General features: G+C 45.4%; 14 protein-coding genes. All 14 read right to left on the bottom strand.

Features of this window, described 5'->3' with window-relative positions:
• Window positions 1-117 precede the first annotated feature (117 nt).
• Window positions 118-1,377, bottom strand: a complete 1,260-nt coding sequence (locus tag NRF22_RS06765) for an MFS transporter (RefSeq protein ID WP_263779826.1) — start codon at window positions 1,375-1,377, stop codon at window positions 118-120.
• A gap of 20 nt (window positions 1,378-1,397) precedes the next feature.
• Entirely contained in the window at window positions 1,398-2,345 is a 948-nt protein-coding gene (locus NRF22_RS06760; RefSeq protein WP_263779825.1) for a dihydroorotate oxidase, read from the bottom strand.
• Window positions 2,346-2,357: 12 nt separating this feature from the next.
• Window positions 2,358-2,993 (bottom strand): orotate phosphoribosyltransferase, encoded by a 636-nt coding sequence (gene pyrE / locus NRF22_RS06755; protein WP_263779824.1) that lies wholly within the window; start codon window positions 2,991-2,993, stop codon window positions 2,358-2,360.
• A complete protein-coding gene (pyrF, locus tag NRF22_RS06750) occupies window positions 2,990-3,688 on the bottom strand; it encodes an orotidine-5'-phosphate decarboxylase (protein WP_263779823.1) in 699 nt (232 codons plus the stop codon). Before pyrF ends, pyrE begins: the two co-directional genes overlap by 4 nt.
• On the bottom strand, window positions 3,685-6,882 hold the full coding sequence (gene carB, locus NRF22_RS06745) for a carbamoyl-phosphate synthase large subunit (protein ID WP_263779822.1): 3,198 nt from the start codon (window positions 6,880-6,882) through the stop codon (window positions 3,685-3,687). The genes pyrF and carB overlap by 4 nt, the downstream gene beginning before the upstream one ends.
• Window positions 6,866-7,957 (bottom strand): carbamoyl phosphate synthase small subunit, encoded by a 1,092-nt coding sequence (locus NRF22_RS06740; protein ID WP_263779821.1) that lies wholly within the window; start codon window positions 7,955-7,957, stop codon window positions 6,866-6,868. The genes carB and NRF22_RS06740 overlap by 17 nt, the downstream gene beginning before the upstream one ends.
• A complete protein-coding gene (locus NRF22_RS06735; protein ID WP_263779820.1) occupies window positions 7,954-9,249 on the bottom strand; it encodes a dihydroorotase in 1,296 nt (431 codons plus the stop codon). Before NRF22_RS06735 ends, NRF22_RS06740 begins: the two co-directional genes overlap by 4 nt.
• A 1-nt stretch (window position 9,250) precedes the next feature.
• Entirely contained in the window at window positions 9,251-10,174 is a 924-nt protein-coding gene (locus NRF22_RS06730) for an aspartate carbamoyltransferase catalytic subunit (RefSeq protein ID WP_263779819.1), read from the bottom strand.
• 32 nt (window positions 10,175-10,206) lie between these two features.
• Window positions 10,207-10,338, bottom strand: coding sequence for a hypothetical protein (locus NRF22_RS06725; RefSeq protein WP_263779818.1), 132 nt, complete (start codon window positions 10,336-10,338; stop codon window positions 10,207-10,209).
• 100 nt (window positions 10,339-10,438) lie between these two features.
• On the bottom strand, window positions 10,439-10,672 hold the full coding sequence (locus tag NRF22_RS06720) for a DUF4044 domain-containing protein (protein ID WP_007745384.1): 234 nt from the start codon (window positions 10,670-10,672) through the stop codon (window positions 10,439-10,441).
• A gap of 88 nt (window positions 10,673-10,760) precedes the next feature.
• The gene (locus tag NRF22_RS06715; protein WP_263779817.1) at window positions 10,761-13,007 is read right to left on the bottom strand and encodes a glycoside hydrolase family 65 protein; all 2,247 of its coding nucleotides are present in this window, start codon (window positions 13,005-13,007) and stop codon (window positions 10,761-10,763) included.
• Window positions 13,008-13,019: 12 nt separating this feature from the next.
• Complete coding sequence (locus NRF22_RS06710; RefSeq protein ID WP_263779816.1) at window positions 13,020-14,015, bottom strand: LacI family DNA-binding transcriptional regulator; 996 nt, start codon at window positions 14,013-14,015, stop codon at window positions 13,020-13,022.
• 7 nt (window positions 14,016-14,022) lie between these two features.
• The gene (locus NRF22_RS06705) at window positions 14,023-14,868 is read right to left on the bottom strand and encodes a sugar ABC transporter permease (RefSeq protein ID WP_263779815.1); all 846 of its coding nucleotides are present in this window, start codon (window positions 14,866-14,868) and stop codon (window positions 14,023-14,025) included.
• Complete coding sequence (locus NRF22_RS06700; protein ID WP_263780049.1) at window positions 14,868-16,220, bottom strand: carbohydrate ABC transporter permease; 1,353 nt, start codon at window positions 16,218-16,220, stop codon at window positions 14,868-14,870. The genes NRF22_RS06705 and NRF22_RS06700 overlap by 1 nt, the downstream gene beginning before the upstream one ends.
• Between the last annotated feature and the right edge of the window lie 48 nt (window positions 16,221-16,268).

Genomic DNA, 16,268 nt, shown 5'->3' with positions numbered 1-16,268 from the left:
CAAGAAATAAAGAGTACTTTTTAGGAAAAGTTCATTCATAGTGACAAATGTCATGAAATCGCAGACAAAAAACACACCTTCGTGTATCATGCGTGTTTTTGTTATTTTAAATTATGCCTATTCTGCTTCTATTGCTTCTAAGTCTTCACCCTTAGTTTCGGGAATTAAAAGGAGCATCGCTAACGCAGCTAAGATATAAATACCGGAAATCATACCTAAAGCAGCCGATAGAGAACCGTGCAAAGCTAGCAGGCCAATGAAGAGCGGGCTAAAGCCGCCGATAAAACGGCCCAGGTTAAAGATCAAGTTTTCCGCAGTCGAGCGTACGGCTGTCGGATAATGTTCGGACAGCAAGGCACCATAGCCGCCCATCATGCCATTCACGAAAAATCCTAAAACCGATCCTAATGCTACAAGCAATAGCGGGCTGCTGATTTGGAAATAAATCCAAACAATAATCGCCGCAGAAATCTGGAAAGTGATAAAAGCCGGTTTGCGTCCGAATTTATCAGCTGCCCAAGCAAAGACGATAATACCGATAACCATGCCGCTCAAAGTCGACAAGGTCCAAAAAATCGTCCCACTAATCGTTGCATGGCGTTGAGTTGCCAACATGGTTGGCATCCAGTTCATGATGCCAAAATAGCCCAAGTTCTGCACCGAAGTTAAAATGATTAAGCCAATCGTTGTCAAAGTAACCCTTCTGTTGGCAAACAGAGCTTTCATTGGAAAGCCCTTGTGAGTCATACGCCTGTTTTCTACCCACATAGCAGGTTCTTCCAGATTCCGGCGGGTCCACCAAGCCAGCAATGCCGGCAGAATACCAATCGCAAAAACACCGCGCCAGCCAAAATGGCCAGACACATAACTTGCTAGCAAGGTAGCTAACAATGTGCCGCCTTGGTAACCCAGGGCGACCCAAGAAGTAGCTTTCGTGCGTAATTTCGTTGGCCAGCTTTCTGAAACCAATGTCATACCGATACCAAATTCACCTCCCAGACCCAGTCCGGCCAGAAAACGCATACCGACAAAAATCTGATCAGAAGGTGCCAGCGCTGATAGGCCGGTGAAAAGCGAAAAAATTAAAATGGTCCAGGTAAAAACTTTCACGCGGCCGCAACGATCTGCCAATATGCCAAATGTAATGCCGCCAATCACGACACCGAACATCGTAATGGTTGAAATGCCGCCAGCTGCAGCGGTCGTTAAATGAAAATCGCCAATAATTAATGGCAGGACAAATGCTAACAGCATCATATCCAGGCCGTCCATGGCATAGCCAATCACGGATGACCATAAAGTCTGTCTTTGATAAGCACCGACTTTCTCAGGTTGAATCACGTTTCCACTTGCACTAGAAGTAACTGTCTTTTCCATCACTCTGCTATCCCCTTTTATTATTCTGCTTCGTCCAAACGCTTCAATTTGCCGCGGACTTGGTCTAAACTCTCGATATGCTTTTCAGCAAAAATAGCTTCTAATTCGTCTTCCAAACGCTGAAAAATACTTGGCCCTTCGATGGCCAATTGTGATCCGACCGAGACCAGATCAGCACCGCACAAAAGATGGTCATAAACATCGCGCCCGGTCGTCACACCGCCAGTCCCGATGATCTTAATTTCCGGCTTCAAACGCAGACGAAGTGCGCGGACATTTGCTAGGGCCGTCGCCTTAATCTGAGCACCACCCAGTCCGCCGAATCCGCCTTTTGCCATGAGAACAACACGATCAGTCTCAGGGTCAATCACGAGACCATTTCCGACTGAGTTAACAGCATTGACATATGCTAATGGATATTGATTCAGGATTTTTGCGATCCGATCAAAATGCGCCATGTCAAAATATGGCGGCAGTTTCACACCTAAATGCCCCGTAAAAAAGCTGTAAATACGATCCAGCAGATGATCAGTCGTGTCAAAATCATAGGCAATCTGCGGCTTACCTGGCACGTTCGGGCAGGAAAGATTTAATTCAATCAGACCGTCGTAGCCGCTAGCTTGAATCTTTTTTAAATTAGCCAGAATTTCCTCTTCAGAAAGGCCGACGACTGAAAGAATCGTCGGCAGTGTCAGCTGGTGATGCAGCACGTAGTCCAAATAATAATCAATTCCTAAATTGGGAAGGCCCATAGCATTAATCGTGTTGTGATGATCAGGATATGTAAAGTAGCGTGGGTTGGGGTTCCCGGCCCGTTTTTCAGCCGTAGCTGACTTGGTCATAACAGCACCCGCACCTGGAGCATGCTGAATTTTTTCCAGCTGGTCGACTGTCTCACAAAAAATGCCACCGGCGTTTAACAGTAAATGATCAAAATGTTCGTTTGCAATTGTTGTTGAATAATTCATGTGTTTTCTCTCCTATTTCCGCCAGTGTTTTGGATCTTGATGCCAATCTTTTAAAGTCTCAATTTGCGATGCGTCAAGATCACCACGCGCCACAGCTGCCTGGGCTAATTGCGTGTAATTGGTCAGAGCAGCATAATCCAGCCCGGCCGCCGCAAAATTCTCCGAAAGTGCTTTTAATTCATAGGAGAAAATCGCCAGCAGGCCGACAACGCGGCCCCCAGCAGCTTGAACAGCCGTTCCCGCTCCCAGCACTGATCCGCCAGTCGAGAATAAATCATCGATTAATAAGACACTTTTGTTGGCGACATCGGCGCCTTCAATCTGTTTGCCGCGGCCGTGATCTTTAGGCTTGGCGCGGACGTAAATCATCGGTTTGGCTAAACGGTCAGCAACCAAAGCCGCATGCGGGATACCAGCCGTTGCCACGCCGCCGATAATATCAGCTTTGGGAAAGCGCTCAGCGGCCAATTCAGCTAGACCAGCTGCGATTAAGTCGCGTACTTTTGGAAACGCGATCGTCAGCCGATTATCCGTATAAATCGGGCTGACAATGCCGGAAGCCCAAGTGAAAGGATCTTCGGGCACAAATTTAACAGCCTGGATAGTCAATAAATCTTCAGCGACCTCTTTTGAATAGTTGTGCGTCATGTAAAATCCTCCATTATTTTTTTATAAACAGATACAGGGCCTGCAGCCTGGATAATTGGACGCCCGACTACCAAGGCATCGGCACCAAGCTGTTTTGCTTTGGCCGGGGTGGCAATCCGGCTTTGATCGTCTGTTCCGCTATCAGGCAAACGAATTCCTGGCGTGACTTTCAAAAATCCCGGCTTAGTGGCTTGTCGGATCAGATCTGCTTCCAATGGCGATGAAATCGTGCCGGACATCCCTGCCCTTTCAGCAATCCTAGCCAGATGCTGGACTGATTGTTCGACAGAGGCTGCCGTCATTTGCGTCTGCTGCATCTGTGTTTCCGAGAAGGAAGTCAACTGCGTCACCGCCAGCAGTTTTAAGCCATCAGCTTTTTCTTGGACCGCAGCTGCCAGCATTTTTTCACCGCCCAAAGCATGCAAGGTCAGATATTGGACATTCATCTTGTTAATTGAGGCCATGCTGGCTGCGACCGTATTCGGGATATCGAAAAGTTTTAAATCCAGGAAAACAGGATAGCCAGCTTGTCTCAGTTCGTGAATAAAATCGGCACCAGTCGCGTAAAACAAGGCCATACCCACTTTGACAGCCGGCCGGATATCCTGATCTTCGAAAGGTTTCAAAAAAGCCAAAGCCTGGCTGCCATCCGTGAAATCCAAAGCGATAAATAATTTATCAGTCGTGCCTGTCATAGCTGCAGCTGCCTTTCTTCGATCGCGTCCACTTCAAAGGAGCGGCTTTCCAAAACCTGCAAGAAGGCTGCGACCGTATCCAGCGACGTGAACAAAGGGACGGCGTTTTCAATCGCGGCCGAGCGAATTTGACGGCCATCCGGTTCCAGCAATTCATCTGTCTCCAAAGTATTGACGACTAACTGCAATTGGCCGCTGCGCATAGCTGCCACCGGATTATCGGCTTGATCGGAAATTTTACCCAATTCTTTGACACGCAGCTGATGGCTTCTCAGATAAGCAGCCGTGCCAGCTGTTGCCCACAGCATATAGCCAAGACGACTAAAGCGTTCCGCCAAGGACAAAGCCTCTTTTTTGTCGCGGTCGGCAATCGTGAAGAGCACATTACCATGACTAGGCAGATGAAATCCCGAAGCAACGAAGGCTTTATAGAGGGCTTTTGACAACGTACGGTCAGTTCCCATCACTTCACCAGTCGACTTCATTTCCGGTCCCAGTGACGAGTCGACTTTTGGCAGTTTGGAAAATGAGAAAATCGGTGCTTTGACATGGACAAGATGACTTTTTTCTGCCAGGCCTTCATGGAAACCTAATTTTTTCAACGAAGCACCCAAAATCACACTCGTGGCTAACTGTGCCAGCGGGATCTGAGTCACTTTGGAGATAAAAGGCACCGTACGTGACGCGCGCGGATTGGCTTCGATAATATAGGCTTTTTCATCATGAATCACAAATTGGACGTTCATCAATCCGACTGTTTTTAGAGACTTAGCTATTTCAATCGAGGCTTTGACGATTTGGTCTTGGACATTTTGGCTGAGATATTGCGGCGGATAAACAGACATGGAATCACCAGAATGAACACCAGCCCGCTCAATGTGTTCCATAATCCCCGGAATTACAACGGTCTGGCCGTCACTAATCACATCGACTTCAGCTTCTTTACCAGTCAGATAGGAATCAATCAACACCGGATGGTCGTGGGAAACTTTCACGGCACGATGCATATATTTAGCCAGTTCATCGGCGTTAGCAACGATTTCCATCGCACGTCCGCCTAGAACATAAGAAGGCCTGATCAAAATCGGATAACCAACTTGTTTAGCAGCAGTCAAGGCTTCCGCAACTGAACTGGCCGTTTTCCCAACCGGCTGAGGCAACTGTAATTGTTGAATAACCTCGCCAAAATCCTCACGGTCTTCAGCACGATTAATATCGGAAACAGCTGTCCCTAAAATCCTAACGCCAGCTGCCTGCAAAGGTGCTGCTAAATTAATCGCGGTCTGGCCGCCGAATTGGACAATCACACCGAGCGGTTTTTCCAGATCCACAATATTCAAGACATCTTCTAATGTGATCGGTTCAAAATACAACTTGTCGGAGATGGAAAAATCAGTCGACACGGTCTCAGGATTTGAGTTGATGACAATTGCTTTGTAGCCGGCTTTTTGAATCGCTTTGACAGAATGAACCGTCGCGTAATCAAATTCCACGCCTTGTCCGATACGAATCGGCCCGGAACCCAAGACAAGTACGCTTTTAGGCCCGATAGATTTGGATTCGTTTTCGCGTTCATAGGTCGAATAATAGTAAGGCGTTTTAGAAACGAACTCGCCGGCTGCGGTATCGACCATTTTATAAGTAGGCAATAAATGCTGCTGTTCTCGCAAAGTACGGATTTTTTGTTCGTCGCTGTGCCAGTAACGCGCGATGGCGGCGTCCGGAAAACCGTTTTCCTTAGCCATTTTCAAATAATCCTGGTCGAAAGGATGCTGTTTTAAAGCTTCTTCGATCTCGACTAGATGCGCAATTTTGTCCAAGAAGAAATAATCAATACCGCTTTTTTCATGAATTGCTTCGGCACTCACACCGCGGCGCAATAAGTCGGCAATCATGAATAGGCGATCATCGCGTGCCGGCCAGAGAGCATCCAATAGTTTTTCCGTCGGCCATTCTGGAAAACGCACGTCATCTAAAGCTAAAGCACCGATCTCCAAAGAACGAACAGCCTTCATCAAAGCCATTTCAATATTGCGGCCGATAGCCATGACTTCACCAGTGGCTTTCATCTGTGTACCCAAACGGCGATCAGCGGTCGTGAATTTGTCAAAAGGCCAGCGCGGAATTTTCACCACGACATAATCCAAGGCCGGCTCAAAAGCCGCTTTGCTGCTACCGGTGACAGGATTGATAATTTCATCTAAGGTCAGGCCAACTGCAATCTTGGCAGCCATTTTTGCGATCGGATCACCCGTGGCTTTAGAGGCCAGAGCTGATGACCTAGAAACACGCGGGTTCACTTCGATCACATCGTATGCAAAACTATTCGGGTTCAAAGCCAGCTGGACGTTGGCACCACCCTGAATCTTCAAGGCTCTAATAATTTTCAATGACGCATCACGCAGCATTTGATATTCTTTGTCCGACAAAGTCTGCACTGGCGCTAGGACAATCGAGTCACCTGTATGAATGCCGACGGGATCCAGGTTTTCCATGGAAGCCACGGCCAAGGCATTATCATTAGCATCGCGCATCACTTCGAATTCGATTTCTTTATAGCCTGCGATCGATTCTTCAACGAGGATCTGTGTCACTGGCGATAATTCCAGCCCATTTTCAGCAATCTGGCGAAGTTCCATTTCATTGTTAGCGATGCCGCCGCCAGTACCACCCAAGGTATAAGCCGGGCGGACAATGACCGGATAACCCTGGCGTTCAGCAAAATTCAAAGCTTCAGTCAATGTCGTCGCTGTCTGTGATTTTGGAATCGGCTCATGCAGTTCTTCCATGAGTTCCTTGAACTTTTCTCGGTCTTCAGCCTGCTCAATCGCTGACAATTTCGTGCCCAGCAATTCGATATGCAATTCGTCTAAGATACCATCTTCGGATAAATCTTTAGCCAGATTCAAGCCAGTCTGACCGCCAAGTGTCGCTAAAATGGCATCCGGTCGTTCCTTTCTCAAGACGTTTTCGACAAATTCCAGTGTCAGGGGCTCAATATAAACCTTGTCCGCCGTTTCAGCATCAGTCATAATCGTGGCCGGATTTGAATTGACCAGTACCACGGAATAACCTTCTTCACGCAAAGACAGACTGGCTTGCGTGCCCGAATAATCAAATTCAGCCGCTTGGCCAATCACAATCGGTCCGGAACCGATGACCAGTATTTTATGAATATCAGACCGTTTGGGCATTTTTCCTCCTTTTGTCAGCTGCGATCAGCCGCAAGAAATCATCAAAAATCGTATCCGCATCATGCGGGCCAGGCGCAGCGTCTGGATGGAATTGGACTGAGAAAGCCGGATAAACAGTCGACTTCAGCCCTTCCACAGTCCCATCATTGACTTCACGGTAAGTCACGATCAAGTCAGTTCCAGCCAGCGAGGCCTCATCAACTGCATAACCATGATTCTGTGAAGTGAAGGCCAGTCTCGGGCTGTCGATTGATCGCACAGCATGGTTAAAACCGCGATGGCCGAATTTCATTTTGAAAGTTTTTGCGCCGTTAGCCATGGCAAACAATTGGTGTCCTAGGCAAATACCGAAAAGTGGTTTCACTTTTTGCAAGGCCTGAATGGTTGGAATGGCGTAACTGACCGATTGCGGATCACCAGGGCCGTTTGACAGCATAATACCGTCAGGATCCACTTCTAGTACTGTCATAGCATCAACATCGGCCGGGAAAACAACCACATTGCACTGCCGCGCTGCTAGAGAACGCAGAATGGAATTTTTCAAACCGAAATCAATCAGTGCAATCGTGACCCCAACATTCGGATTTTGGTAACCGCTGCGAACAGTCACCTGTTGAACCTGATCTGTCGGCAGTGCTTGCCCACGCAGCCATGTCACCGTGTCAGGCGTTACTTGATCGACTAAAGCCGCTTTCATCACCCCCTGGTCACGTAATTCTCTTGTGAGCGCTCGCGTATCGACACCCGTAATTCCCGGCAGACGCATCTTTTCAGCCCATTCGGTCAGCGAAATCTGCATGCGCCAATTACTGGGACGGCGGGCAATTTCATGCACAACAATCGCTGCAGCAGCCGGGCGCAGGCTTTCTGAATCGTCACGGTTAACGCCATAATTACCGATCAAAGGATAAGTAAAGACAATCATCTGATTGGCATAAGACAAATCCGTGATCGTTTCCTGATAGCCGGTCATGCCCGTATTGAAAACCAATTCGCCGACTGAAGTGCCACTCGCACCAAAGGCTTCGCCCTCATAAATTGATCCGTTTTCCAAAACTAAATAGCGTTTTGTCATGCTTGACTCCTTTCTGCCGCATACACCTGCTGGCCGTTAACCCAAGTTGCCTGTGTCTGCCCATAAATTTCCCAGCCAATAAAGGGGCTGTTACTGGCTTTTGAAGCAAATTCGTCTTTAGAAATGACATGGGGATGATCAATATCAAACAAAGCCAGATCTGCTTTTTGCCCCGCTGCCACTTTCACAGCCGCATCAGACAAAGAAAAAGCTGCTGCGGGTGCCTGATTCATCACTTGTAATAAACGCCGTAGAGACATGACACCGCTTTTGACAAAATGCGTGTATAAAAGCTGAAAACTCGTCTCAATTCCAGTCACGCCATTCGGTGCCTTTAACATCCCCTGTGCTTTTTCGGCAGCCGTATGCGGTGCGTGATCTGTTGCGACCATGTCGATTGTGCCGTCTAACAAGCCAGCAATCAAAGCAGCCCTATCATGTGGCGAACGCAGCGGTGGATTCATTTTCATCATGGCATCGTCTTTTGTGATCATGCCGTCGTCTAAAAGCAGATGATGTGGGGAAACTTCGGCCGTCACATGAACACCTTCTTTTTTTGCAATCCGAATCAATGCGACACTCTCAGCTGTCGAGACATGCGCCACGTGATAACGCACGCCAGTCGCCTGAGCAATCACAAGATCACGCGCCAACTGAGAACTCTCGCTTAACTTATTAGCACCCGTCAATCCTAAAGCATCGGCTGCTGGACCAGCGTTCATGACACCGCCGTGAATCAGAGAATCGTCTTCGACATGCGCCACAAGCACTTTACCCAACCGAGCCGCAGCTTTCATCGCTTCATACATTGTATCGGCCGTCTGCACTCCCTTACCGTCATTTGTAAAGGCGACGGCGCCAGCTTGGGCTAAAGCATCTAAATCATCCACATGATCTGAATCCAGTCCAGCGGAGATGGCCGCATACTGATGGATTTTCGCAATCCCGTCACGCTGGTTTAAAGCCAGCATTTGGCGCAAAACATCAGGATTATCAACGACTGGATTAACATTCGGCATGGCTAAAACCGTTGTAAAACCGCCTCTCGCGGCTGCTTTCGAGCCGCTGGCGACTGTTTCTTTTTCAGAAAAACCAGGTTCTCTAAAATGCACATGCACATCAATCAGTCCCGGCAGCAACAAAGCATTTTCAGCATCTATCACTTGATCAGCGGAAACGGTAATCATATCTGCGACCTGTTTGATATAAGTATTTTCGATCAGCACATCCTGTTTGATCAGCTGATTTTCGCCAGCCAGCACACGCGCGTTTTTGATTAAAATCGTCGGCATATTAGACCAGCTCCCTTGTCGTTAATGGGCTATTCAAGTAATTGAGGATGGCCATGCGGGCGAAAACACCGTTTGCCATCTGCTGGAAAATGCGTGACTTAGGTGCCTCGACCAAATCGCTATCGATTTCCACGCCGCGATTGACTGGTGCCGGATGCATAATAATCGCATCGTTTTTCAAACAGTCATAACGTGCCTGTGTGAGGCCGAACTGCACATGATAAGCTGCCGGCGTAAAAGTCGAATTCTCATCAGCGGACAGACGCTCGTGCTGGACACGCAACAGCATCACAACATCCTGTTGTCCAAGCCCATCGTCCAAATCGACGTACTGTCCGTATTGTGTTAATGACACATCACACCAATCACGCGGGCCGGAAAAAGTGACCTCAGCACCGAGCCGCTTTAAAATTTCGGCATTGGAGCGAGCGACACGAGAGTGATAAATATCACCGATAATTCGAATCTTCAAGCCGGCGAAACGTCCGAAATGTTCGCTGATCGTCATTAAATCAAGCAGACTCTGCGATGGGTGCTGACCGTTGCCATCACCAGCATTCACAAGCTTGGGCAGTGTTTTACCAGCCGATTCGTAAAAAGGTTCATACCAGCCGCGCAGACTATGCCTGATCACGACAATGCCGACGCCAATCGCTTTTAAAGTCTTTAAAGTATCTGAAAGGCTTTCGCCTTTTGCTGCCGAAGAACGGCTAGGGTCAATCACAATTCGTGGAAAACCTAATTTGATTTCTGCCATTTGAAAGCTGCTGGCTGTGCGGGTCGAGTTTTCAAAAAAAATATTAGCCACGACTCGTTTTTCGGCCGCGGGAATTAAGTCGCCGTGCTTGAATAACAAAGCCTGATGGATCATCGCTAAGAGATCCTGATTGGATAAATCATTGATGTTTACAAAAAGATTAGCCATGTTCTCCTCCGAATTTTGGCAAAAAAAATACCTCAATTAGAAATAATTGAGGTATTAATCACTGAATAATGATTAAAAATTAAATTATCAACAGAAACATGAAAAGCAAAAGTGAGCCTGCAAACACTGATCTTTGCATAGAATTGTGCGTGAACACTGTTCATCTGCTCCTGCTCCTTCGCCTGTGACTTTTAAAAATTCACATTGCCAAATATGATAGCAGGATAAAAATACTTTGTCTAGCTTTTTCCGGTAGAAAAAATATTACATTATATCCAAAAGGACGATCACAACACCGATCAAAGTGATCGCAGCCATTAGGACGGCCATCGTAATCGTCAAATAATCAAAACGGCTCTTTTTACCATTTTTCGCGTTTTCGTCATCAATCCGCTGACGCGCAATTCGTGAACGGGCCTCGATGACTTCCTCTGGACTGGGCTTGCGCTGCTCTTTACGGATTTGTTTTCTAATTTCTTGCTGTCGGGATCTTTTCATCAAGTCTATTTTAGAGGAAAAACTCGCCCCTGCAGCATCTTTAAACGCTCATTAATCGAAAAACACAATTAAAACAGTCCAACAGCGATTAAACTTCCCGCTCTTGCCCATTGACACTCAAAGCAATGGGCTCGCCGAGCATTCTGTCAATTTGGGCGCCATGTGCATCGACCGAAATTTTTAACAGTCGACCTCTAAAGTTGATCCTAAAACTATATGAATGCCATAATTTAGGCAAAAATGGTTTGAATGATAATCGGCCTTGGTCGCTCACACGCATACCAGCAAAACCTTGTACAATGGCAAGCCAAGAACCTGACATAGAGGTAATGTGCAGGCCGTCAACGGTGTCGTTATTGTAATTATCCAAGTCCAATCTAGAAGTCCGTTGATACATCTCGACAGCCTTGTCTTCAAGGCCGATATCTGCCGCGATGATGGCATGAATGGATGGGCTCAAGGAAGATTCGTGAACAGTTAAGGGTTCATAAAAATTAAAATTGTCACGCTTTTCTTTATCTGAAAACTTATCAAGAAAATAGTAAATGCCTTGTAAGACATCGGCTTGTTTAATATACGGAGAGCGCAATATTTTGTCCCAGCTCCAGTGCTGATTAAGCGGCAGCCCATCCTTTGGCAGTTTAGCAACAGGTATTAAATTCTTGTCTAAATAGGTATCGTTTTGAACAAAAATATGTTTATCCCCAACATCAGCCTCAGGGAGATAAAAATGATCGACAATATCCTGCCAGTGTTCTTTTTCCTGAGGACTAACGTGATTTTTTTCTTGATATTTGCTGGAAATTTGAGGCAGCATCTGTAGCGCATATTTTAAAGTCCATCTAGCAATGAAGTTGGTGTACCAATTGTTGTTAACATTGTTTTCGTATTCATTGGGACCGGTAACGCCATGAATCATATAGACTTTCTTTCTCGGAGAATAAAAAACACGGTCTGCCCAAAAACGTGCAATCGCTATGAGCACCTCGGACCCTTCGTTCTCAACCCATGACGTATCACCGGTATAACGTGTGTAGTTGTACAAAGCAAAGGCAATCGTGCCGTTCCTGTGTATTTCTTCAAAAGTAATTTCCCATTCGTTGTGAGATTCAATCCCGTCAAAAGTAACCATCGGGAACAACGCGCCTTTCAGTCCCTGTTCTTTAGCATTATGATAGGCACCGGCTAATTGGTCATAACGATAACGCAGCAAATTTCTCACAACTTTCGGGTCAGCAATCGCAAGATACATTGGCACTATAAAGGCTTCCGTGTCCCAATAAGTCGCTCCGCCATATTTTTCACCGGTAAAACCCTTGGGCCCGACATTCAGGCGTGAATCATTACCGTAGTAAGTCGAAAATAATTGGAAGATGTTAAAACGAATGGCCTGCTGCGCCTCATCATCCCCTGATATTTCCACATCAGCCTTTTCCCAGCGATCTGTCCACACCTTGGCATGTGCTGCTAGCAGCTCTTCAAAAGATTGTCCGGCAAGTTGTGTAGCAAAGATGGCCTGATTAGCCTGCAGCATGGTATCTTCATTCTCATAATCCCGCGAGGTTGTCACGACAATCCGTTTTTCAAATGTTTTGGTTTGGCCTGATACAATCGCTTCAGAATCATTTTCAACTTGCTTAGCATCAGCATGATGACCAGTGGCCGCAAAGTCCCCAGAGACCAACTGGGCAGCCAGCACTGTAAATTGAGGCACGCCAAAATTATTAGGGACTGTTTGAGCGGAAACAAAGGAGTAATTATTTTGTGATGCAGTTTTTAAAGGCTGCCAAAATTTTTCATCGTAATTTGAATCTTCATTGGACACATCAGCGTCAATATAAGATCTGATCACGACTTTATGGTCCTGATGATCAATCGCGGTAAAGTGCCAGCGCAGGGCGGCTAATTCTTTTATAGAAACCGAGACAAAACGCTCAACGTCAAATTTAATACCTAATGCACAAAACGAGCGAGTCAATATGCCTTGTTTCATATCCAGTGAAATTTCAAAATTTTCAAAAGGTATTTTAGCTAAATCCAATTCGCGATCATCAACAAAAATACGCAGTTTTATGAAATTCAAGGCATTAATTGCTTTGCCAAAGTAAAGCGGATAGCCATTCTTCCACCAGCCGACACGTGTTTTGTCGGGAAACCAGACACCGCCGATATAAATGCCTTGCAGGTGATCAGCTGAGTAGTTTTCTTCAAACATCCCCCGCATACCCATGTATTCGTTACCCAAGCTGGTGATAGACTCCTGCAGACGCTTGTCGGTCTTGTCTAAGATATGGCTGGTAATTTTCCAGGGATCTATTTCAAAAATTCTCTTCATGATTAACAGTCCTTAAACTTTTGGTTTCTTTGCTTGAATCACAACATGCCCAGCTGCCACATTCGTGCCCTTACCATTATGGTTAAAAAGCAGGCCGACAGCCTGAATACCTAATTGCTCGGGAAGCACATCAAACGAATAAAAATGATCCCCGGCGATAGCTGCATACTCAGAGTTATTAAAACTGACGACTGGCACTGGTAATGAGAACTTGGCATCATATTGCTGTTTAGCAATGAAAGCTAAGCGGTCATCAGTTGCAAAAATACTGTCAATTGCCGGATTACGTTCCAAAATATCTACGAGCTGTTGTTTTGATACTTGTGGGTCATAACTGGTTTCCAAATAACAGAATTTTTTACCTGACTTGGCCATCTTTGCTTTAAAGCCAGCCAATCGGTTGATCTCGAATTTCCAATGATCATGGCTAGTCACTGCCAAAGGATAGCGAGCATGCAAATCATCAAGCAATATTTCGCCAGCTTGGTAGCCAGCTAAACGATTATCATTGTCCACATAGAGGGCATCGGTCCATTCTTCCGGCTCGCCAGTGATCACATAACGAATTTTTTTCTTTCTTAAATACGCAGAAACTGGATCGTTTTTCATCGTGTACAGCAGCACAAATAATTTTGTCTTGGTTCCTTCAACTAGAAGTTTGACGTTGTCCAGAACTTGATTCCAATTATCCCCACTAGCTAGCGATGACGTATAGTTGAATTTTGCAATAGCCTGCTGGATGCCAAACAGCATGTGCAGACCAAAATCATTACCGGCAATGACGCCAGTGTTGGGGCCAAACACCACCCCTACCGTATTGCTTGATCCATTGCTTAAAGTACGCGCTGAAAGATTAGGAGAATAACCAAGTTTGGCGGCCATTTTTAATACATGGGCGCGTGTATTTTTATTAATATACGTACCAGAAACTGGGTTTGGATTCAGTGCCCTTGATGCAGTTGCGGTGCTCACTCCGGCAGCCAATGCAATATCTTTTAATGTCACCATAGCTTTATCATCCTTTAACTGATCCAGCCGTTACCCCTTCAACAAAGAAACGCTGCAACCAAATGAACAACAACGTGATTGGGATAGCGATTAATACTGATCCAGCCGCAAAGCTCATGAAGAGCGAGTTAGCATTTTCTCGGGCACCGACCATATTAAACAAGCCAACAGCAACAGTCCATTTGCTCTGATTATTGCCCAGGACAACTTGCGCAAATATAAAGTCCATCCAAGGCCCTGTGAAAGCAATCAGAGCGGTATAAACAATAATCGGTTTCGCTAAGGGAAGTGTAATTCTCCTAAAAATGTCCCAACGCGAAGCACCATCGATTTGTGCACGCTCATCAAGGCTCTGCGGAATTGTATCGAAGAACCCCTTCTGCACATAAAAACCGAGTGCGGCGCCATAAGAATACATGATAATCAGAGACCAAAGGCTGTTTGTTAGGTCCAAAGCTTTCAAAATATAGTAGATCGAAATCATACTTAGAAAACCGGGAAACATACCAATGATCAAGGCAAACCGCAGATAAAAACCCTTTAAACGGAATTTCAATCGACTCAAGGCATAGGCAACACCGATTGTGATAAAGGTGGAGATAGCACCAGAGACGACTGAAACAAAAAGCGTATTCGTAAACCACTGGCCATAGTTCCAGCCTTGATTGTTCGTAAACAAATAAATGTAATTATTCAAAGTCCATTTATGCGGGATGAAATAAGAGACAAACTGCCCGCCTTCAGAACGAAAACTTTGTAAAATCACGTACAGGATCGGTATGATCCAAATGAATGCTAAAATTGTCAAAACAATTTGGCTGATTAAAGCCGTTCTCTTTTTTTCTCTTTGCATTATCCATTCACCCCCTGCAATTTATTCACTTTTTTATACATAAAGAGACTGAAGGCCGCCGAGAAGACAAAGATAATAATGCCGACCACAGAAGCGATGTTATAGTCTTGAGTACCTAAAGTCAGATTGTATAGCCAAGTTACTAACAGATCAGTATCGCCAGCATTATAGAAATTGGAATCAGCTGGTCCACCACCGGTTAAGAGGAAAATGACATTGAAATTATTAATGTTGCCGATGAATTGCTGAATCAAAGCTGGCGCCATAACGAATAAAATCTGGGGGAAAGTGATATTCGTAAACACTTGAAATTTCGATGCGCCATCCATTTTAGCTGCCTCTACCTGCTCTTGAGACAGATTTTGTAAAATGCCTGTTGTAACTAACATCGTAACTGGCATCCCAACCCACAGATTCACAATCAGTACAGTTGCCTTAGCTGTTAACCCATCTGTCAAAAACGGAATCGGCTTTGTAATCAGGCCGATATTCTCTAAAATAGAATTAATCAAACCCGCATTATTCAGCATGTTTGCCCAGATGAGAAAAGAAATGAATTGAGGGATTGCCATAGTCAAGATGAAAATGGTGCGGTAGATTTTTTGTCCCTTAACACCTTTCGTATTAATGAGCATGGCAAGAAAAATACCTAAAATAAAGCTTGAAACCGTTGCCAGCACTGCCCAGATTATTGTCCAAAGAAAAACTGGAAAAAATGTGCCGGCCATAGCACCGGTAAAAATGTTTCCAAAATTGGCCAAACCAATCCAGTGAAACAGGTGCCCCGGTGGTAAGTGAGCATGATCATAACTGGTAAAGGCAACTGAAACCATATAGAGGATCGGCAGCACTGTAAAGAATAAAATACCGATCATAGGTATAGTCATGAAAAGCAGATGCAGCCTGTCATCCAGCAACTCAGCAACATCTTCTTTAAAGGTCATAATTTTCCGAGAAGATTTTTTGAATTCCCAAATTTTCCGATCCGATTTTAAATTAACTCGGTAGACGTAAAGGAATAAAGCAATAATCAAAAGCGAAGCCAAACCATATAACAGGATTAGCATGGAGTTATCCCCATTAACAGAAACATAGACACCTAATTTAGCGTCATACCTTTCTCCAGCTTGTTTGGTTCCCAGACTTCCTAATTGACTCAACGCATTGATGCCATCGACGAACAGCCAGGTAAAGAAACCGATTTCAGAAAATAGAAAGAAGAGTCCTTTAATAATCTGTTTGTTCGCGAGATTATTGAATCCCATAAGAAAATATGATATTTTTGTCGAACTATCACCAGATTTAAAAAGCGCCGAAAGAGAAATATGGGAGGTTTTTGGATCGGCAATCATCATTTTTTTCTGATTCTTAGCCAAAATATTTTGCTCACTTTCTAAAAA

Source organism: Oenococcus kitaharae (assembly GCF_025758695.1).
In the GTDB taxonomy this organism is placed as follows: domain Bacteria; phylum Bacillota; class Bacilli; order Lactobacillales; family Lactobacillaceae; genus Oenococcus; species Oenococcus kitaharae_A.
The sequence above is the reverse complement of the archived record's forward strand: the minus strand, read 5'-3'. Positions and strand labels throughout refer to the sequence as shown.